3 protein-coding genes are annotated in these 21,715 nt (G+C 75.2%); all 3 read left to right on the forward strand.

Annotation, left to right across the window (positions count from 1 at the left end; all coding sequences use genetic code 11):
* On the forward strand, positions 1-3,045 hold a 3,045-nt coding region (locus ACFVXK_RS26985), incomplete at its 5' end, for an SDR family NAD(P)-dependent oxidoreductase (protein ID WP_389615967.1).
* Between the two features lie 79 nt (positions 3,046-3,124).
* A complete protein-coding gene (locus ACFVXK_RS26990; protein WP_389615970.1) occupies positions 3,125-17,134 on the forward strand; it encodes a type I polyketide synthase in 14,010 nt (4,669 codons plus the stop codon).
* A 102-nt stretch (positions 17,135-17,236) separates the two neighbouring features.
* Positions 17,237-21,715 (forward strand): beta-ketoacyl synthase N-terminal-like domain-containing protein (locus ACFVXK_RS26995; RefSeq protein ID WP_389615973.1); only part of this gene is annotated, 4,479 nt, incomplete at its 3' end.

A 21,715-nucleotide genomic window follows, 5' to 3' on the forward strand; every position in this document is an offset into this window, starting at 1 on the left:
CGCGAGGCCGTCCGCTTCGCCGACGGTGTCGCCACCCTCCACTCGCAGGGTGTGACCCGCTTCGTGGAGCTCGGCCCCGACGGCGTGCTCTGCGCGATGGGCGCCGACTGCGTCGAGGACGTGGTCTTCGTGCCCGTGCTGCGCAAGGGACGCGGCGAGGCCGAAGCCGTGGTCGCCGCCCTGGGTCAGGCGTACGCCCACGGCGTGCCCGTCGACTGGGAGGCCTTCTTCGCCGGGACCGGCGCGCGTCGCGTCGACGTTCCGACGTACGCCTTCCAGCACCAGCACTACTGGCTGAAGCCGTCCACCGGCGCCGCCGACGCCACCGACCTGGGGCTGCGCCCGGCCGCGCACCCGCTGCTCGGTGCCGCCGTGGAGCTCGCCGGCGGCCAGGGGGACGTGTTCACGGCGCGACTGGGCCTGGACACGCACCCGTGGCTGGCGGGACACGCGGTGCGCGGCAGCGTCATCCTTCCGGGCACGGCGTTCGTGGAACTGGCCCTGCACGCCGGTGTCCAGGTCGGCTGCGGCGGTCTCGAGGAGCTGACGCTCAGCGAGCCCCTGGTCCTGCCCGAGCGCAACGGCGTCTCGGTGCAACTGGTGGTGGGCCCCGCCGACACGGAGGGCCGCCGACCGCTGACCCTCCACGCGCGGCCCGACACCTCGGACGACGAGGCGTGGAGCACGCACGCGACGGGCACCCTCGTGCCCGGCGTCGCGGTGCCCCCCGCCGGTCCGACCGCGTGGCCGCCGCAGGGCGCCGAGGAACTCGACCTCGGCGGTCTCTACGCGGAATTCGCGGACGGCGGCTTCGCGTACGGCCCGCTGTTCCAGGGGCTCAGGGCCGTCTGGCGTTCGGGCGACGAGGTCTTCGCCGAGGTCGCCCTCCCCGAGGACGCTGCCGGTGAGGCGGGCCGCTTCGGCCTGCACCCGGCGCTCCTGGACGCCGCCCTGCACGCGCTGCGCGTGGGCGGGCTGCTCCCGGAGGGGACGGGCGGCCACCTGCCGTTCGCCTGGTCGGGCGTGTCCCTGCACGCCTCCGGCGCCGCCGGGCTGAGGGTCCGCCTGAGCCGCTCGGACACGGGTGGGGTGGCGCTCGCCGTCATGGACGCCGCCGGTGGTGCGGTGCTGTCGGTGGACTCGCTGGCGCTGCGCCCCGTGGACGGTCAGGCCGCCGTGTCCGGCGGGGCGGGCCGAGACTCCCTCTTCCGCCTGGAGTGGACAGCGGAGACCCTCCCCGCCTCCGGAGGCGGGGGTGAGGACGCCGTCGTCGTCGACCTGGTCTCCATCGATGCGGAGGCCGATGTTCCGGGTGCGGCCCATGGGTTGGCGTCGCGGGCCCTGGAGCTGGTGCAGGGGTGGACGGACATGGACCGGGCCCTGGTGCTGGTGACGCGGGGTGCCGTGGCCGCCGGACCTGATGACGAGGTCGCGGATGTGGCGGCTTCGGTGGTGTGGGGTCTGGTGCGTTCCGCTCAGTCGGAGGGTGTGGGCCGGTTCGTGCTCGTCGATGTGGACGAGCGTGATGCGTTGACGTCGGAGCTGGTGGCTTCGGTGGTGGCTTCGGGTGAGCCGCAGGTGGCCGTCCGGGGTGGCGGGGTGTTCGTGCCGCGTCTTGTGCGGGCGGAGCAGAACGCCGAGCCTGCCGGTGGTTTCGGTGCGGGTCCGGTGTTGGTGACCGGTGGTACCGGTGGTCTGGGCGCTGTGGTGGCCCGGCACCTGGTGGTCGGGCACGGGGTGCGCGAGCTCGTGCTGGTGAGCCGGCGCGGTCTCGATGCCCCGGGTGCCGGGGAGCTGCGTGGTGAGCTGGAGGAGCTGGGCGCGTCGTCCGTGACGGTTGCCGCGTGTGACGTCTCCGACCGGGAGGCCCTGGCCTCCCTGCTGGCCGCCCATCCGGTCAAGGCCGTCGTGCACGCCGCCGGTGTGGTCGAGGACGGGACCATTTCCTCCCTGACCCCCGAGCGGCTGGCGAAGGTCCTGCGGGCCAAGGTCGACGCGGCCTGGCACCTCCACGACCTGACGCAGGAGCTCGGCGTGAAGCCGGAGGCGTTCGTGCTGTTCTCCTCCGTCGCCGGCGTGCTCGGCAGCGCGGGACAGGCCAACTACGCGGCCGCGAACTCCTTCCTCGACGCCCTCGCCGCCCACCGGCACGCCCTCGGCCTGCCGGCGACCTCCCTGGCCTGGGGCCTGTGGGAGGAGAGCGCCGGCATGGGCGCCGGTCTCACCCAGGCCGACGTCGAACGCATCCAGCGCGCCGGGATCGTGCCCCTCACCGTGGACGAGGGGCTGGAGCTCCTCGACACCGGCGCGGGCAGCGGAGAACCGGCCCTCGTGCCGGTGCGCCTCGACCTCGCGGCCCTGCGCGGCCGCGCGGACCGCGGCACCCTGCCGGCCGTCCACCGGCGGCTGGTCCGCGGCAGCCGCGTCCTCAGGACGGCGTCCGCCGCCCAGGTCGCACCCGCCGGCGCGGACGTGCTGCGCCGCCGCCTCACCGAGCTCCCGACGCAGGACGCACGGCGCGCGGCGGTGGCCGAACTCGTACGGACCGCCGTCGCGAGCGTGCTCGGCCACGTCTCCACCGGCGCCTTCGAGGACCGGCAGGCCTTCACCGAACTCGGATTCGACTCGCTGACCGCCGTCGAACTCCGCAACAGGCTGGGCGCCGAGACGGGTCTGCGCCTCACCGCGACCCTGGTCTTCGACCACCCGACCGTCGCCGACCTCGTCGACCACCTGTACGCGGGCCTCGCCCCCGAGGCCGACGGCGCCGCCGCCATCCTCGGGGAGCTGGACCGGCTCGAGGCCGCGTTCGCGGCCATGGCGCCGGAGACCATGGCGGCGCTCGTCCCCGACGACGCGGCGCAGTCGGTGTTCGCGACCCGCCTCAAGGGCCTGGCGGCGAAGTGGGCCGACGCCTACGCGGCCCACGAGGTCGCCGGTGCGGCCGCGGGCGAGGGGGCCGAGGAGTCCGTGTCGCAGGAGCTGGAATCGGCGTCCGACGACGAACTCTTCGCCTTCATCGACCAGCGGTTCGGCGCCTCCTGACCGCACGGCGGCCGCCCCGCGGACCCCTTCCGCCCTCCCCATCCTCCTGATCTCCTGACGTACCCGAAGGTGTGCTCCGATGGCTAACGAAGACAAGCTTCGTGAATATCTGAAAAGGGTCACCGCTGACCTCCACGAGACGACCGAACGTCTGCGGGTGGCGGAGGGCAAGGGACGGGAGCCCATCGCCGTCGTCGGCATCGGCTGCCGCTACCCGGGCGGCGTCCGGTCCCCCGAGGACCTGTGGCGGCTGGTGGAGTCGGGCACCGACGGGATCACCGCCTTCCCGGCGGACCGCGGCTGGGACTGCGAGGAGCTGGTCGGCCCCGGACCGGACGGCGAAGAGGCCACGTACGCGCGGGAGGGCGGCTTCCTCCACGACGCCGGGGCCTTCGACGCCGAGGTCTTCAAGGTCTCGCCGCGCGAGGCGATGGGCATGGACCCGCAGCAGCGGCTGCTGCTGGAGGCCTCCTGGGAGGCGGTCGAACGGGCCGGCATCGCCCCGTCCTCCCTGCGCGGCCGGAAGGTCGGCGTCTTCGCCGGCCTGATGTACCACAACTACGGCGCCCGGCTGGACGAGGTGCCCGCCGAGGTCGAGGGCTACCTCGGCATCGGCACCGCGAGCAGCGTGCTGTCCGGGCGCGTCGCCTACACCTTCGGGTTCGAGGGTCCCGCCGTCAGTATCGACACGGCGTGCTCCTCGTCGCTGGTGGCCCTGCACCTCGCCGTGCAGGCGCTGCGGGCCGGCGAGTGCACCATGGCGCTGGCCGGCGGCGTCACCGTGATGCCGACCCCCGCGACCTTCGAGGACTTCGCCCGGCAGGGCGGCCTGGCCGGCGACGGCCGCTGCAAGTCCTTCGCCGACTCCGCCGACGGCACCGGCTGGTCCGAGGGCGTCGGCGTACTGCTCGTGGAGAAGCTCGCCGACGCACGCAGGCTGGGCCATCCCGTCCTCGCCGTCATCCGCGGCACCGCCGTCAACCAGGACGGTGCCTCCAACGGCCTCACCGCCCCCAGCGGCCCCTCCCAGCAGCGCGTGATCCGCGCCGCCCTGGCCAACGCCGGACTGGCCCCGGCCGACGTCGACGCCGTCGAGGCGCACGGCACCGGCACCGCGCTCGGCGACCCGATCGAGGCCCAGGCCCTCCTCGCCACCTACGGGCAGGGCCGCCCGGCCGACCGGCCGCTCTACCTCGGCTCCCTGAAGTCGAACATCGGCCACACGCAGGCCGCCGCCGGCGTCGGCGGCGTCATCAAGATGATCGAGGCGATGCGGCACGGCGTGCTGCCCCGGACCCTGCACGTCGACGAGCCGTCCGGGCACGTCGACTGGTCGGCCGGGTACGTCGAGCTGCTGACCCGGCAGCGGGACTGGCCCCAGGCCGAGGACCGGCCGCGCCGGGCCGGCGTCTCCTCGTTCGGCATCAGCGGCACCAACGCGCACGTGGTCCTGGAGCAGCCCCCGCAGGAGACCCCCGCCGAGACCGCGCACACCGGTGCCGACACCGTTGCGTGGACGATCTCGGGCCGCTCCGAGAGCGCGGTACGGGCCCAGGCCGAGCGGCTCCGCGCGCACCTCGCCGAGCACCCGGAGCTCCGGCCGGCCGACGTCGCGTTCTCGCTGGCCACCACCCGGCACGCCTTCGAGCACCGCGCCGTCCTCGTGGGCGGCGACCGGACCGAGCTGCTGGAGGCCGTCGGGACGCTGGCACGGGGCGGCGGCTCCGTCGGGCAGACCGCAGCGGGGCGCACGGCCTTCCTCTTCACGGGGCAGGGCGCGCAGCGCGCGGGCATGGGCCGGGAACTGTACGCGGCCTTCCCCGCGTTCGCGGACGCGCTGGACGCGGTGTGCGCGGAGATCGACCCGGTGCTGGGGCGGTCGCTGCGGGAGGTGATGTTCGCGGAGGACTCCGCGGAGCTGGACCGCACCGAGTTCACGCAGCCGGCGCTGTTCGCGCTTGAGGTCGCGCTGTACCGGCTGGTGGAGAGCTGGGGCCTCAAGCCCGACTGCCTCCTGGGGCATTCGGTGGGCGGGATCGCCGCCGCCCATGTGGCGGGAGTGTTCTCGCTGGCTGATGCGGCCAGGCTGGTCGTGGCGCGTGGGCGTCTGATGCAGGTGCTGCCGTCCGGTGGTGCGATGGTGTCAGTGCGTGCGGCTGAGGCGGAGGTGGCCGAGTTGGTCGCCTCGTACGAGGGCGTCAGCATCGCCGCCGTCAACGGGCCGGCCTCCGTGGTGGTCTCGGGTGCCGAAGATTCCGTGGCCGCCATCGTGGGCGTGCTGGCCGGACGCGGGGTGAAGACCAAGCGGCTGACCGTCAGCCACGCCTTCCACTCCCCCCTGATGGAGCCGATGCTCGCGGACTTCCGCGCCGTACTGGAGACCGTGGAGTTCGCCGCTCCCACCGTCGACCTGGTCTCGGACCTCACGGGTGGGCCGGCCTCCGCGGAGGAGCTGTGCTCGCCGGAGTACTGGGTGCGGCACGTCCGCGAGGCCGTGCGCTTCGCCGACGGCGTCGCCACCCTCCAGGGCCAGGGCGTCACCCGGTTCGTGGAGCTCGGCCCCGACGGCGTGCTGTCGGCCATGGCCGCCGACACCGCCCCCGACGCCGTGTACCTGCCCGCCCTGGTCAAGGGCCGGGAGGAGACGCGGGCCCTGGTCACCGCGCTGGCCCGGGCGTACGCGCACGGCGCCCCCCTCGACTGGGCCGCCTACTTCGCCGGCACCGGCGCCCGCCGCGTCGACCTGCCCACCTACGCCTTCCAGCACCGCCACTACTGGCTGCGCGCCAAGCCCTCGGACCCGGCCGGCGGCGCGGGCCGTCCCGCCGGCGACCCGGTGGAAGAGGGATTCTGGACGGCCGTCCAGGGCCAGGACCTGGAAGCCGTCGCGGACATGCTGGCCCTCGACGCCGCCGACCCGGCGGGCACACCGCTCGGCGCCGTGCTGCCCGCACTGTCGCAGTGGCACCGGCGCAGCCTGGAGGACAGGACGCTCGACGGCTGGCGCCACCGCATCGCCTGGCAGCCGGTCCCGGAGACGGCCGCCGCCGGCCCGGACGACGGCACCTGGCTCGTGGTCGTACCCGAGGACGGGCACGACCACCAGGACGCGGTCGCCGACTGCCTCGCCGCGCTGGACGGGCCGGGCCGGGTGCTGCGGCTGGACGTGCCCGCGACGGCCGGCCGCGACGCGCTCGCGCACCGGCTCCGCGACACGCTCGCCGCCGTGCCCGACGCCGCCCCGCTCGCCGGTGTCGTCTCGCTCCTCGGCCTGGTCGAGGAACCGGCCGAAGGCCTGGTGACCCCGGCCGGGTTCGCCGCGACCGTGGCGCTCGCACAGGCCCTCGGCGACGCCGGCGCGTCCGCGCCGCTGTGGACCGTGACACGGGGCGCCGTCTCGGTCGACCGCGCCGACCGGCTGGACCGCCCCGACCAGGCCCTCCTGTGGGGCCTCGCCGGAGTCCTCGGCGCCGAGTACCCCGAACGCTGGGGCGGCGTCGTCGACCTGCCCTCCGGCCCGCTGGAGCAGCGGGGCCAGGGCCGGCTCCGCACGGCCCTGCGGGCCGCCGCCGACGCCGGGCCCGGCGCGGGCGACCGGGCCGTCGCCGTACGCCCCTCGGGCACCTACCGGCGCCGCCTCCTCCCCGCACCGGCTCCCTCCCCGGCCCCGTCCCCGGCCCGGCCCGGGACCCGGGACGCCTGGGAGCCGCGCGGCACCGTGCTCGTCACCGGCGGCACCGGCGCACTCGGCGCCCACGTCGCCCGCCGGCTGGCCCGCCGCGGCGCCGCACACCTCCTGCTGCTCAGCCGCAGGGGCCCCGACGCACCCGGCGCGGCCGAGCTGCGCGCCGAACTCGAAGCGGACGGCGCCCGCGTCACCCTCGCCGCCTGCGACACCGCCGACCGCGCGGCCCTGGCCGCCGTCCTGGCCGACATACCGGACGAACTCCCGCTGACCGCCGTCGTCCACACCGCCGCCGCCCTCGACGACGCCCTGGTCGACGACCTGGACACCGGGCGCATCGACGGCGTCCTGCGCGCCAAGACCGCCACCGCGCGGCACCTGCACGAGCTCACCCGCGACCTGGACCTCGACGCGTTCGTGCTGTTCTCCTCGCTCGCCGGCGTCCTCGGCGGCCTCGGACAGGGCAACTACGCGCCCGGCAACGCCTACCTCGACGCCCTCGCCCTGCACCGGCGTTCCCTCGGCCTGCCCGCGACCTCCGTCGCCTGGGGCCTGTGGGACGGCGCCGGGCTCGGCGAAGGCGCCGTCGCCCAGCGGTTCGGCCGCCGCGGCGTACGCGCCATGGATCCCGAACTCGCCGTCACCGCCCTCGAACGGGCCGTGCGGTCCGACGAAGCCCTCACCCTCGTCGCCGACGTCGACTGGCGGCGCTTCGCCGCCACCCGCCGCCCCGGCACGGCCGGCCCGGACCCCCTCCTGGCCGACCTGCCCGAACTGCGCGACACCCCGGACCCGTACGGTGCCACCGACGAGGACCGCCCCGCCGGCGGGCTCTCGGCACTGCGCGCCCGCCTGCTGACGGCCACCGACGCGGAACAGCGCCGCCTGGTGGGCGAACTGGTGCGCACCGAGATCGCGGGTGTACTGGGCCACTCCTCGGCGGCGTCCATCGACCCCGAACGGGCCTTCCGCGACCTCGGCTTCACCTCCCTCGGCGCCGTCGAGCTGCGCAACGCACTGGGTGCGGCGACCGGGCTGCGCCTGCCCGTCACCCTGCTGTTCGACTTCCCCACCCCCGCCGCCCTGGCCGAGCACGTCCTCACCGGCGTCCTCGGAGACCGCGCGGCCGGCCAGGCCCTCCCCGTCCCCGTCACCGGCACGGGCTCGGCCTCGGGCGTCCGTCCCGGCGACGACGACCCGATCGTGATCGTCGGCATGAGCTGCCGCTTCCCCGGCGGCGCCGACACCCCCGAGCGGCTGTGGCGGCTGCTCGCCGACGGCGACGAGACCCTGACGGACTTCCCCGCCGACCGGGGCTGGGACCTCGACGCGCTCCTCGCCGCCGACCCCGGCCGACCCGGCACCTCGTACGCCTCCCGAGGCGGCTTCCTGGCCGGCGCCGGCGACTTCGACGCCGCCTTCTTCGGGATCTCGCCGCGCGAGGCCCTCGCCATGGACCCCCAGCAGCGGCTGCTGCTGGAAACCTCCTGGGAGGTCCTGGAACGCGCGGGCATCGACCCGGCCTCGCTGCGCGGCACCGCCACGGGCGTCTTCGCCGGCACCAACGGCCAGGACTACGTCGGCCTGCTGCGGCCCGTGGCCGAAGCCGTCCAGGGGTACGTGGCGACCGGCAACACCGCCAGCGTGCTCTCCGGCCGCATCGCCTACGCCCTCGGCCTCGAAGGCCCCGCCGTCACCGTCGACACGGCCTGCTCCTCGTCGCTGGTGGCCCTCCACCTCGCCGCACAGGCACTGCGGGGCGGCGAGTGCGACCTCGCCCTGGCCGGCGGCGTCACCGTGATGTCGACGCCCGGCGCCTTCGTGGAGTTCTCCCGCCAGCGCGGCCTCGCCGCCGACGGGCGCATCAAGGCGTTCTCCGCGGACGCGGACGGCACCGCCTGGGGCGAGGGCGCCGGCATGCTCGTGCTGGAGCGGCTGTCGGACGCCGAGCGCAACGGCCACCGGGTGCTCGCGGTGGTCCGCGGCTCGGCCGTCAACCAGGACGGTGCCTCCAACGGCCTGACCGCCCCCAACGGCCCGTCCCAGCAGCGCGTGATCCGCGCCGCCCTGGCCAACGCCGGCCTGTCGGCCGCCGAGGTCGACGCGGTGGAGGCGCACGGCACCGGTACGAAGCTGGGCGACCCGATCGAGGCGCAGGCGCTGCTGGCCACCTACGGCCGGGAACGCCCGGAGGGCCGACCGCTGCTGCTCGGCTCCGTGAAGTCCAACATCGGCCACACGCAGGCCGCGGCCGGCGTCGCGGGCGTGATCAAGATGGTGCTGGCGATGGACCGCGGTGTGCTTCCGCGCACCCTCCACGTCACCGAGCCGACGCCGCACGTCGACTGGACCGACGGCGCCGTCGAACTGCTGACCGAGGACCACGCCTGGCCGGCCGACCAGGACCGGCCGCGCCGCGCGGGCGTCTCCTCGTTCGGCTTCAGCGGCACGAACGCCCACGTGATCCTGGAACAGGCCCCGGAAGCGGTGTCCGAGCCGGTGGTGGCGGCTCCTGTGGTTTTGCCGGTGGTGCCGTGGGTGGTGTCGGGTCGTTCGGTGGAGGCGTTGGGTGCGCAGGCGGGTCGGCTGGTGCCGCTTGCTGGTGTGGATCCGGTGGATGTCGGTTTTTCGCTGGTGGCGACGCGTTCGGTGTTCGAGCAGCGTGCGGTGGTGTGGGGTGGTGATCGTGGTGCGGCGCTTGAGGCTTTGTCGCGGGGTGGTTCGGCGGCGGGTGTGGTGCGTGGTGCGGTGGTCCCGGGTCTGACGGGTTTCCTGTTCACGGGTCAGGGTGCGCAGCGGGCGGGGATGGGGCGTGAGCTGTACGCGGCCTTCCCGGTGTTCGCGGCGGCGTTGGATGCGGTGTGTGCGGAGGTCGATCCGGTGCTGGGGCGTTCGCTGCGTGAGGTGATGTTCGCGGAGGAGTCCGCGGAGCTGGACCGCACCGAGTTCACTCAGCCCGCGCTGTTTGCGATCGAGGTGGCCCTGTTCCGGCTGGTGGAGAGCTGGGGGATGCGTCCCGACTACCTCCTCGGCCACTCGATCGGTGAGATCGCTGCTGCGCATGTGGCGGGCGTGTTTTCGCTCGTGGACGCGGCCAGGCTGGTTGTTGCTCGTGGTCGTCTGATGCAGGCGCTGCCGGAGGGCGGCGCGATGGTGTCGGTGCGGGCTTCCGAGTCGGAGGTGGCCGAGTTGGTCGCCTCGTATGAGGACGTGAGTATCGCCGCTGTCAACGGGCCGGCCTCCGTGGTCGTTTCCGGGGCCGCCGAGTCCGTGACCGCCATCGCGGCCGTGCTCGTCGAGCGCGGGGTGAAGACCAAGCGGCTGACCGTGAGCCACGCCTTCCACTCGCCGTTGATGGACCCGATGCTGGACGAGTTCCGCACGGTGCTCGACTCCGTCGCCTTCGCCTCGCCCTCGATCGCGGTGGTCTCGAACCTGACCGGTGAGCTCGCCTCCGTGGCGGAGCTCTGCTCGCCGGAGTACTGGGTGCGCCACGTCCGCGAGGCCGTGCGCTTCGCCGATGGGATCTCCTCGCTGTACGGCCAGGGGGTGACCCGTTTCGTGGAGCTCGGCCCGGACGGCGTGCTGTCCGCGATGGCCGCCGACTGCGTCGAGGACGGCGTCTTCGTACCGGTGCTGCGCAAGGACCGCGACGAGCCCGAGGCGGCCGTCACGGGCGTGGCCCAGGCGTACGTCCATGGTGTGGCGGTGGACTGGGCGGCGTTCTACGCCGGGTCCGGCGCGCGGAGCGTGCAGCTGCCGACGTACGCCTTCCAGCACCAGCGGTACTGGCCGGAGGCCGGTACCACGGTGCAGGCGGCCGGGGCCGAGGCCGACGCGGTGGACGCGGAGTTCTGGGCGGCGGTGGAGCGTGAGGACCTGGGCGCTCTGGCCGAGGCCCTGGACGTCGAGGACGGTTCCCTGGGCGCTGTGCTGCCCGCGTTGTCTTCGTGGCGCAAGCGTCGGCGTGAGCAGTCGACGGTCGACGGGTGGCGCTACCAGGCCACCTGGAAGCCGCTGGGTGAGCCCGGACACACCGATGCGATCGGTTCGTGGCTGGTGGTGGCCGATGAGGAAAGCCCGCTGGCGGAATGGGTCGTCGGTGTGCTGTCCGGACAGCTCCTGCTCGTGCCTTCCGGTGAGGGCCGTGTGGGGCTTGCGGAGCGGGTTGCCGGGCTGGCGGACGGTGTCACGGGTGTGGTGTCGTTGCGTGGCCTGGTGGGGACGCTGGAGCTGGTCCAGGCCCTGGGTGACGCGGAGGTCGAGGCGCCGCTGTGGGCTCTGACCCAGGGGGCCGTGTCGATCGGCCGCTCCGATGCCCTGCGTGCGGAGGGTGTGGAGCAGTCCCTCGTGTGGGGTCTGGGCCGGGTGGTGGCGCTGGAGCATCCGGGCCGTTGGGGTGGTCTGGTCGACCTTCCCGAGGTGCTGGACGAGCGTGCTGCGGCCCGTGTGCGGGGTGTGCTCGGCATGGCCGTCGAGGATCAGGTCGCCGTGCGTGCGGCCGGTGTCTACGGCCGTCGGCTGCGGCCGGCGGAGCCGTCCACCGACGCGGAGCGCTGGCGTCCGCAGGGCACCGTCCTGGTGACGGGTGGTACGGGTGCGCTGGGTGCGCACGTGGCCCGTTGGCTGGTGGCCGAGGGTGCCTCGCATGTGGTGCTGACGAGCCGTCGTGGCCTGGATGCCCCCGGTGCGAGGGAGCTGGTGGAGGAACTGGCCTCGGACGCGGTCCGGGTGAGCGTGGTCGCTTGTGATGTGGCTGATGCGGCTCAGGTGCGTGCGCTCGTGGAGGGTCTGGAGGTGGACGGTCCGGTCCGTGGTGTCGTCCACGCGGCTGGTGTGGAGCAGTTGAACGCGTTGATGGCGGGTTCGGCTCAGGAGTACGAGGGTGTTCTGGCGGCGAAGGTGGAGGGTGCCCGGCATCTTGACGCGCTGTTCAGTGAGCCTGACCGGGCTGCCGCGTTGGACGCGTTCGTGCTGTTCTCCTCGATCTCCGCGGTGTGGGGTTCGGGCGGTCAGGGTGCGTATGCGGCGGCGAACACCTATCTGGACGCCCTTGCCCAGTGGCGGCAGGCGCGTGGCCAGGTCGCGACCTCCGTCGCCTGGGGACCCTGGGGCGGCAGCGGTATGGCCACCGGCAGGGTCATCGCGGAGCACCTGCGCGAGCGCGGGCTCCTCGTGCTGGAGCCGGCCCGGGCCATGGCGGCCCTGGAGCGGGCCCTCGCCGCGGGCGAGGCGTGCGTGACCGTGGCCGACGTGGCCTGGGCACACTTCGCGCCGACGTTCACCGCGATGCGGCCCAGCCCGCTCCTCTGCGAACTGCCCGCCGTACGGGCCCTGGCCCAGGCGGCGGACGACGGGCCGGCGCAGCCGACGGACGCGCTGCGCGCACGCCTCGCCGGGCTGTCCGGCCCGGACCGGCGGCGGCACCTGCTGGAGCTGGTGCGGACCGAGGCGGCGGCCGTGCTCGGGCACGCGTCGAACGCCACCGTCGAACCGTCCCGGGCCTTCCGCGAGCTGGGCTTCGAGTCCCTGGCCGCGGTCGAGCTGCGGGACCGGCTGACCCGGGCGACCGGCGTGCGGCTGACCACCACGGCCGTCTTCGACCACCCCAACGCGACCGAACTCGCCCGCCACCTCGCGGCCGGCCTCGGTCTCGACGACGACACCTCCGCCCGCCCGGCGGCCGCGCCGTCCACCGGGATCCCGGCGGGCGAAGACGACCCGATCGTGGTGGTCGGCATGAGCTGCCGCTACCCCGGCGGAGTCACCGGCCCCGACGACCTGTGGCAGCTCGTGCGCGACGGCGGCGACGCCATCACCGGGTTCCCGTCCGACCGCGGCTGGCAGCTGCCGGCGGACCCCGGCCAGGACGGCGACTACGCCCGGGCCGGCGGCTTCCTCTCCGGAGCGGCCGACTTCGACGCCGACTTCTTCGGGATCTCGCCCCGCGAGGCCCTCGCCATGGACCCCCAGCAGCGCCTCCTCCTCGAAGCCTCCTGGGAGGCCGTCGAGGCGGCGGGCATCGACCCCGCCACCCTGCACGGCACACCGGTCGGCGTCTTCGCCGGAGCCGCCTCGCTCGGCTACGCGGGCACCCTGCGCGGTACGCCCAACGCCACCTCGGGGCAGGTGCTCGCGGGCAACGCGACGAGCGTCCTCTCCGGCCGGATCGCCTACGCCCTCGGCCTGCAGGGCCCCGCCGTCACCCTGGACACCGCCTGCTCCTCCTCCCTGGTGGCCCTGCACCTCGCGGCGCAGGCGCTGCGCACCGGCGAGTGCACGATGGCGCTGGCCGGCGGCGTGACGGTGATGCCGACCCCGGCGGCGTTCGCCGAGTTCCACCGGCAGGGCGGCCTCGCCGCCGACGGCCGCTGCAAGGCGTTCTCCGCCGACGCCGACGGCACCGGCTGGGCCGAGGGCGTCGGCGTGCTCCTGGTGGAGCGGCTCTCCGACGCCCGCCGCCACGGCCACGAGGTGCTCGCGGTGGTCCGGGGCTCCGCCGTCAACCAGGACGGTGCCTCCAACGGCCTCACCGCCCCCAACGGCACCGCCCAGCAGCGCGTCATCCGTGCAGCCCTCGCCAACGCCGGCCTGACGCCCGCCGAGGTCGACGCCGTCGAGGCGCACGGCACCGGCACCTCGCTCGGCGACCCCATCGAAGCCCAGGCCCTCCTCGCCACCTACGGCCAGGAGCGCGACGGCGGCGAGCCGCTGTGGCTGGGCTCGCTCAAGTCCAACATCGGCCACGCGCAGGCCGCCTCCGGCGTCGGCGGGATCATCAAGATGGTCATGGCGATGCGCCACGGCGTCCTGCCCAGGACCCTGCACGCCGACGAGCCGACCCCGCACGTGGACTGGTCGGCGGGTACCGTCGAGCTGCTGACAGGGGAACGGCAGTGGCCGCAGGCCGGCGACGGCCGGCCGCGCCGCGCCGCCGTCTCCTCCTTCGGGATCAGCGGCACCAACGCCCACGTCATCCTCGAATCCGCGCCGGCCCCCCGGGAGGAACCGGCGGTCGCGGACACCGACGGCCCGCAGCTGCCGTGGGTGCTCTCCGGCACCTCCGAAGCGGCCCTGCGCGCACAGGCCGCCCGCCTGGCCGGACACCTCGCCGCCCGTCCCGGGCTGCGGTCCGCCGACGTGGCACACGCGCTGGCCACCGGCCGTACCGCCTTCGACCACCGTGCGGCACTGCTCCCCGGCGAGGACCCCGGCCGGACGCGCGCCGCGCTGCTGGCCCTGTCCCGCGGAGAGCAGGCCGCCGACCTGGTGCGCGGCACCGCCGGCGCGGAGCCGACGGCCTTCCTCTTCACCGGGCAGGGCGCCCAGCGCGCCGGAGCGGGCCGGGAACTGTACGCCGCGTTCCCCGCGTTCGCGCGGGCCCTGGACGAGGTGTGCCTGCACCTCGACCCGTACCTGGACCGCCCGCTGCGGGAGGTCATGTTCGCGGAGGACTCCGCCGACCTGGACCGCACCGAGTTCACCCAGCCGGCCCTGTTCGCCGTCGAAGTGGCCCTGTACCGGCTCGTCGAGAGCTGGGGCGTGCGCCCCGACCACCTCCTCGGGCACTCCGTCGGCGAGATCGCCGCCGCGCACGTGGCAGGGGTGTTCTCGCTGGAGGACGCGGCCCGACTGGTCGCCGCCCGCGGCCGCCTGATGCAGGCACTGCCGTCCGGCGGCGCCATGGTCTCCGTACGCGCCCCGGAGGCGGAGGTCGCCGAGCTGGTCGCCGCGTACGAGGACGTCAGCATCGCCGCCGTCAACGGGCCCGCGTCCGTGGTGGTCTCGGGTGCCGCCGACGCCGTCACCGCCATCGCGGACGCCCTCGCCGACCGGGGGGTGAAGACCAAGCGGCTGACCGTCAGCCACGCCTTCCACTCCCCGCTCATGGAGCCGGTCCTCGCCGACTTCCGCAAGGTCGCCGAGTCCGTCACGTACGCGGCGCCCGCCGTCCCCGTCGTCTCCAACCTCACCGGAGCGGCCGACGCCGACGAACTGGCCACGGCCGACTACTGGGTGCGGCACGTACGCGGCACCGTCCGCTTCGCCGACGGCATGACCGCCCTGCACGAGCTCGGCGTCACCCGGTACCTGGAACTCGGACCCGACGGTGTGCTGTCGGCGATGGCCGCGGACTGCGCCCCCGGCACCTACCTCCCGCTGCTGCGCGCCGGACGTCCGGAGGCCCGTACCCTCCTCCAGGCGCTGGCCCGGGCCTGGACCCTCGGCGTCCCCGTGGACCGCGAGGCGCTCTGGGCGGCGCCCGGAACCGGCGAAGGGGCCCGCGAAGGGGCCGCCGCCCGCCGGACCGCGCTGCCCACGTACGCCTTCCAGCGCCGGCGCTACTGGCCCGACACGGTCACCGACGGCGCGGACGGCGCCTCCGAGGCCCCGGCCGGACTGCGCTACCGCGTCGCCTGGCAGCCGCTGCCCGCCCGTGAGACCCCCGCCCCCCGCGGCGGGTTCCTCCTCGCCGTGCCCCAAGGCCACGAGGACGACCCCTTCACGGTCCGCGTCGCGGCCGCCCTCGGCGACGGCACGCCCTCCCGCGCCACGGTCGTACCGGTCGACGCGACCGACGGGTCGACCGCCGGCCTCGCCGCCGAACTGGCCCTCGTCGCCGGCCCCGGCCCGGTCCAGGCGGTGGTGTCCCTGCTGGCCTCCGACGGCACCCACGGCCTCGGCACCGTCGCGCTCGTGCGCGCCCTGGGCGACTCCGGCGTCGACGCGCCCCTGTGGTGCGTGACGCGCGGAGCGGTCCGGGTCGACGCCGCCGACCCCGTCAGCCGCCCCGAAGAGGCCGCCGTGTGGGGTCTCGGCCGGGTCGTCGCCCTCGAACACCCCGACCGCTGGGGCGGCCTCGTCGACCTGCCCGCCGACCCCGACGAGCAGGACCTCGCCGCCCTGCGCGCCGCGCTCCTCGACGGCGGCCCGGAGGACCAGATCGCCGTCCGCCGCGACGGCACCCGCGGCCGCCGCCTGGAACGCCACCCCGACCCGCACACCGCCCCCGCCGCCCCCGGCGCACGGGCGGAGCACCGCTGGACGCCCCGCGGCACCGTCCTGGTCACCGGCGGCACCGGCGCCCTCGGCGCCCACGTCGCCCGCTGGCTGGCCGGCCGCGGCGCCGAACACCTCGTGCTCACGGGCCGACGCGGCCCCGACGCCCCCGGCGCCCGGGAACTTGCCGCCGAACTGATCGCGGGAGGCACCCGGGTGACCGTCGCCGCCTGCGACACCGCCGACCGCGCACAGCTGGACCGGCTGCTGACCGGGCTGCGCGCCGCCGGCGACCCGGTACGGGCCGTCGTCCACGCCGCCGGCGTCACCGAACCCGTACCGGTCGGCGAGGCCGACCGCGGCCACTGGCAGCGGGTCACCGCCGCCAAGGCCCTCGGCGCCGCCCACCTCGACGCCCTGTGCGGGGAGGACATCCACACCTTCGTCCTGTTCTCCTCCATCGCCGGCACCTGGGGGAGCGGCGGCCAGGCCGCCTACTCCGCCGCCAACGCCTTCCTCGACGCCCTCGCCGAACGGCGCCGGGCCCGCGGCCTGCACGCCACCTCCGTCGCCTGGGGCCCGTGGGCCGGCGGCGGCATGGCCGCCGGCGACCTGGAACGGCAGATGCGCCGGCGCGGACTGCGGCCCATGGCACCGCAGACGGCCCTCGCGGAACTCGGCCGCGCCCTCGACGCCGACGAGACCGCCCTGACCGTCGCCGACGTCGACTGGCAGCGGTTCGCCCCGCCGTTCACCGCGCGCCGCCCCAGCCCCCTCCTCGGCGACCTGCCCGAGGTCCGGACGGCCCTCGAACCGGCCGCGACCCCGGCCGGCCCGCACGACGGGAACCCGGCGCCCGCCGCCCAGGACGGCGGCCCCGCCACCGCACTGCGCGCCCGGCTCGCCGCCCTGCCCGAAGCCGAACAGCTGCGGACCCTCACCGACCTGGTGCGCGGCCACGCCGCCGCCGTACTCGGACACGAGGACCCCGGCGCCGTGCGCGCCGGCCGCGGCTTCCTCGACCTCGGCTTCGACTCCCTGATGGCCGTCGAACTGCGCAACCTCGTCACCGCCCACACGGAGCTGCCCCTGGCCGTCACGCTCGTCTTCGACCACCCCACCCCCGCCGCACTCGCCGAGCACCTGCGCGAACGGCTCGTCCCCGGACCCGCGGAGGCCGCCCGGGCTGCGCTAGCGGAGTTCGACCGGCTCGAAGCTAGCCTCACAGCCGTAAAACTGGACGACGTCGGGCGGGCGAGCATCGCGTCACGCATGGAGAACCTGCTGGCCACCTTGGTCGGGGCAGGGAACGCAACGGAGGGCGGGGAGCCCGCCGGGGAACTGGAGACGGCCACCCCCGACGAGCTCTTCGACATCATCCAGCGTGAGTTCGGCAAGTCGTAGCAGACGCTGTGACGGCTCCCCGTACTGCTCCGCGTGACTCGCCCCGACCCGTTGACGGCGGTCCGGACACCGCAGCGGCCGTTCGACGGGGGTGTTTCCCTGATGGGGAACGAAGAGAAGCTTCTGGACCACCTGAAGTGGATGACGGGCGAGCTCCGCCAGACCAGGCAGCGCCTGCGCGAGGTGGAGGAGGAGCGCCAGGAGCCCCTGGCGATCGTGGGGATGGGATGCCGCTATCCGGGCGGCATCCGAACCCCCGAACAGCTCTGGGACCTGGTCGCCTCCGGCGGGGACGCCGTCACCGGCTTCCCCGCCGACCGGGGCTGGGACCTTGACGCCCTCTACGACCCCGACCCGGACGGGACCAACACCTCCTACACCCGCGAAGGCGGCTTCCTCGACGCCGCCGGCGACTTCGACGCCGCGTTCTTCGGGATCTCGCCGCGCGAGGCCCTCGCCATGGACCCGCAGCAGCGCCTCCTCCTGGAGACCGCCTGGGAGGCCGTCGAACGCGCCGGCATCGACCCCCAGACCCTGCGCGGCACCACCACCGGCGTCTTCGTCGGCTCCAACAGCCAGGACTACGCCTCCCTGCTGCGCCACGAGGCCGAGGAACTCGGCGGCTACCTCGCCATCGGCAGCTCGGCCAGCGTCATGTCCGGCCGCATCTCCTACGCCCTCGGCCTCGAAGGCCCCGCGGCGACCGTCGACACCGCCTGCTCGTCCTCCCTCGTCGCCCTCCACTGGGCCGTCCGCGCACTGCGCGGCGGCGAGTGCAGCATGGCCCTCGTCGGCGGCGTCGCCATGATGTCCACCCCCGGCGCGTTCATCGAGTTCTCCCGCCAGCGCGGCCTCGCCGCCGACGGCCGCTGCAAGGCCTTCGCCGCGTCCGCCGACGGCACCGGCTGGGGCGAGGGCGCCGGCATGCTCCTCGTCGAACGGCTCTCCGACGCCCGCCGGCTCGGCCACCCCGTCCTCGCGGTCATCCGCGGCTCCGCCGTCAACCAGGACGGTGCCAGCAGCGGCCTGACCGCCCCCAACGGCCCCTCCCAGCAGCGCGTCATCCACGACGCGCTGACCGACGCCGGACTCGCCGCGCCCGACGTCGACGCCGTCGAGGCGCACGGCACCGGCACCAAGCTGGGCGACCCCATCGAAGCCCAGGCGCTCCTCGCCACCTACGGCCAGGGCCGCCCCGCCGGCAGCCCCCTGTGGCTCGGCTCGCTGAAGTCGAACATCGGCCACACACAGGCCGCCGCAGGCGTCGGCGGCATCATCAAGATGGTCCAGGCGATGCGCCACGGCGTCCTGCCCAAGACCCTCCACGTCGACGAGCCCTCCCCCCACGTCGACTGGTCCGCGGGCGCGGTGGAACTCCTCACCGACCAGCGCGACTGGCCGGCCTCCGCCGACCGGCCGCGCCGCGCCGCCGTCTCCTCCTTCGGCATGAGCGGCACCAACGCCCACGTGATCGTCGAAGAAGCCCCCGAAGAGGCCGCCGAAGCCCCGGACACCTCCGCCGACCGGCCGCTGCCCGTCGTCGCCTGGCCGCTTTCCGGCCGCACCGAGGACGCCCTCGCCGACCAGGCCGGCCGCCTGATCGCCCACTTCGCCGGACTCCCCGCGGCGGACCGCCCCCACCTCGCCGACACCGGCCGTGCGCTGGCCACCACCCGCACCGCCTTCGACCACCGCGCCGTCGTACTCGGCGCCGACCACGCCGCCCTCGCCGAAGGCCTCGCCGCCCTCGCCGCGGGCGAGACCCACGCCGGCCTCGTCCGCGGCCTCGCCACCGAGGACACCCGGGCGGCGTTCCTGTTCACGGGTCAGGGTGCGCAGCGGGCGGGGATGGGGCGTGAGCTGTATGCGGCGTTCCCGGTGTTCGCGGCGGCGTTGGATGCGGTGTGTGTGGAGGTCGACCCGGTGCTGGGGCGGTCGCTGCGTGAGGTGATGCTCGCGGAGGACTCCGCCGAGCTGGACCGTACGGAGTTCACTCAGCCGGCGTTGTTCGCGATCGAGGTCGCGCTGTACCGGCTGGTGGAGAGCTGGGGGCTGAAGCCGGACTACCTGCTGGGTCATTCGATCGGTGAGATCGCCGCTGCGCATGTGGCGGGTGTGTTCTCGCTGGCGGATGCGGCGCGCCTGGTTGTTGCTCGTGGTCGGCTGATGCAGGCGTTGCCGTCCGGTGGTGCCATGGTGTCGGTGCGGGCCTCTGAGGCGGAGGTGGCCGAGCTGGTCGCCCCGTATGAGGACGTGAGCATCGCCGCAGTCAACGGGCCGGCTTCGGTGGTGGTCTCGGGTGCGTCCGAGTCCGTGGCCGCCGTTGAGGGTGTGCTGGCCGGGCGTGGGGTGAAGACCAAGCGGCTGACCGTGAGCCACGCGTTCCATTCGCCGTTGATGGACCCGATGCTGGACGATTTCCGTACCGTCCTGGATTCGGTCGCCTTCACTGCGCCGGCCGTCCCGGTGGTTTCGAACCTCACCGGTGAGCTCGCCTCCGTGGCGGAGCTCTGCTCGCCGGAGTACTGGGTGCGGCACGTCCGCGAGGCCGTCCGATTCGCCGACGGCATGGCCGCGCTGGGCTCCGAGGGCGTGACCCGGTTCGTGGAACTCGGCCCCGACGGCGTGCTCTGCGCCATGGGCGCCGACTGCGTCGAGGACGGCGTCTTCGTACCCGTGCTGCGCAAGGACCGCGACGAGGCCGAAGCCGCCGTCGCCGCCCTCGCCCAGGCCCACACCCACGGTGTGCCGGTCGACTGGGCCGCGTACTACGCCGGGACCGGCGCGCGCCGGGTGGACCTGCCGACGTACGCCTTCCAGCACCAGCGCTTCTGGCCGAAGAAGGCCCGCTTCACCCCCGGCGACGTCACCGGCCTCGGACTCGGGGCCGCCGACCACCCGCTGCTCGGCGCGTGCGTGTCGCTCGCCGGGGAGGACGGCCTCGTCCTGACCGGCCGCATCGGGCCGGACACCCACCCGTGGCTCGCGGAACACGCCGTGCACGGCCGGGTGTGGCTGCCGGGCACCGCCTTCGTCGAGCTGGCCGTGCAGGCGGCCGACCGCAGCGGCTGCACCCTCGTCGACGAGCTCACGCTCCACCAGCCCCTCGTACTGCCCGAACACGGCGGGGTCTTCCTCCAGCTGCTCGTCGGCGAACCGGACGCCACGGGCCGACGCCCGCTGCGCGTCCACTCGCGCCCCGCCGACGCCCAGGACGCCGACGACGCGCCCTGGACCCTGCACGCCTCCGGCTCCCTCGCCGTCGCCGCCCCCGGGCCCTCCGCCGCTCCCTCCGACCTGGAGGCCTGGCCGCCGGCCGGCGCCGTCGAGGTGCCCGTGGACGGCCTGTACGAACGGCTCGCCGAAGCCGGCTTCGGCTACGGGCCCCTCTTCCGCGGCCTGCGCGCCGCCTGGCAGCACGACGGCGAACTGTACGCCGAGGTGGCGCTGCCCGCCGACGACCGCACCGCCGACGGGTTCGGCCTCCACCCGGCCCTCCTGGACGCCGGCCTGCACGGCCTGGGCCTGGGCGTCCTCGATGCCCTCGACGAAGGCTCCGAGGCCGGCCCCGCCGCCTGGGTGCCGTTCTCCTGGAGCGGCGTCGCCCTGCACGCCGGCGGAGCCCGCGCACTGCGCGTCCGCATCGCCCCGGCCGGCAAGGGAGCCGTCTCCGTCCACCTGGCCGACCTGGACGGGCGGCCCGTCGCCTCCGTCGACTCCCTCGTCCTGCGCCGCGCCACCGCCGCCGACGCACCCGACGCCGGCAGCAACGACGCCTACCTCCTCGACTGGGTCCCCACCGCCCCCGACGCCGGCGACCAGGACGAGCCCTCCGGCTGGGCGCTGCTCGGCGAGCAGCCCGACACCGCCGCCCAGCTGCCCGGCGTCCCCGTCCACCAGGACCTGGCCGCCCTGGCCGACGCCGCCCCCCGCGTCGTGCTGGCCTCCTTCGCGGCCCGACCCGGCGAGGACCCGGTCTCCGCGGCCCACCGGCTCGTCCCCGACGCCGCCCGCCTGCTGCGGGAATGGCTCGCCGACGACCGGCTGGCCGACGCGCGCCTGGTCGTCCTCACGCGCGGCGCGCTCGCCGCCGACGCCACCGAGCGGGCGGAACCCGCGGCGGCGGCCGTCCACGGCCTGCTGCGCTCGGCCCAGTCGGAGAACCCCGGCCGCTTCCTGCTGCTCGACCTCCCGGCCGACCCGGCCGCCCCGCTGCGACCGGCGGTCGCCGCCGCCCTCGGCGCCGACGAGCCGCACCTGATGTGGCGCGGCGGCACCCTGCGGGCACCCCGCCTGGTGCGCCCCGCCACTGCCGGATCCCTCCTCGCACTGCCCGCCGACGGCTCCGCCTGGCGCATGGACGGCGACGGCCGGGGCGCCGTCGACGGCCTGTCCGTACGGCCCTCCCCGGAGGCGCTGCGGGTGCTGGGTGCGGGTGAGGTGCGGATCGCGGTGCGTGCTGCGGGTGTCAACTTCCGTGACGTGTTGATCGCGTTGGGGGTGTATCCGGGTGCGGCTTCGATGGGTATCGAGGGTGCGGGTGTGGTCCTGGAGGTGGGTCCGGGTGTGTCGGGCCTGGCT

The organism is Streptomyces sp. NPDC058157 (assembly GCF_042884105.1).
Lineage (GTDB): Bacteria > Actinomycetota > Actinomycetes > Streptomycetales > Streptomycetaceae > Streptomyces.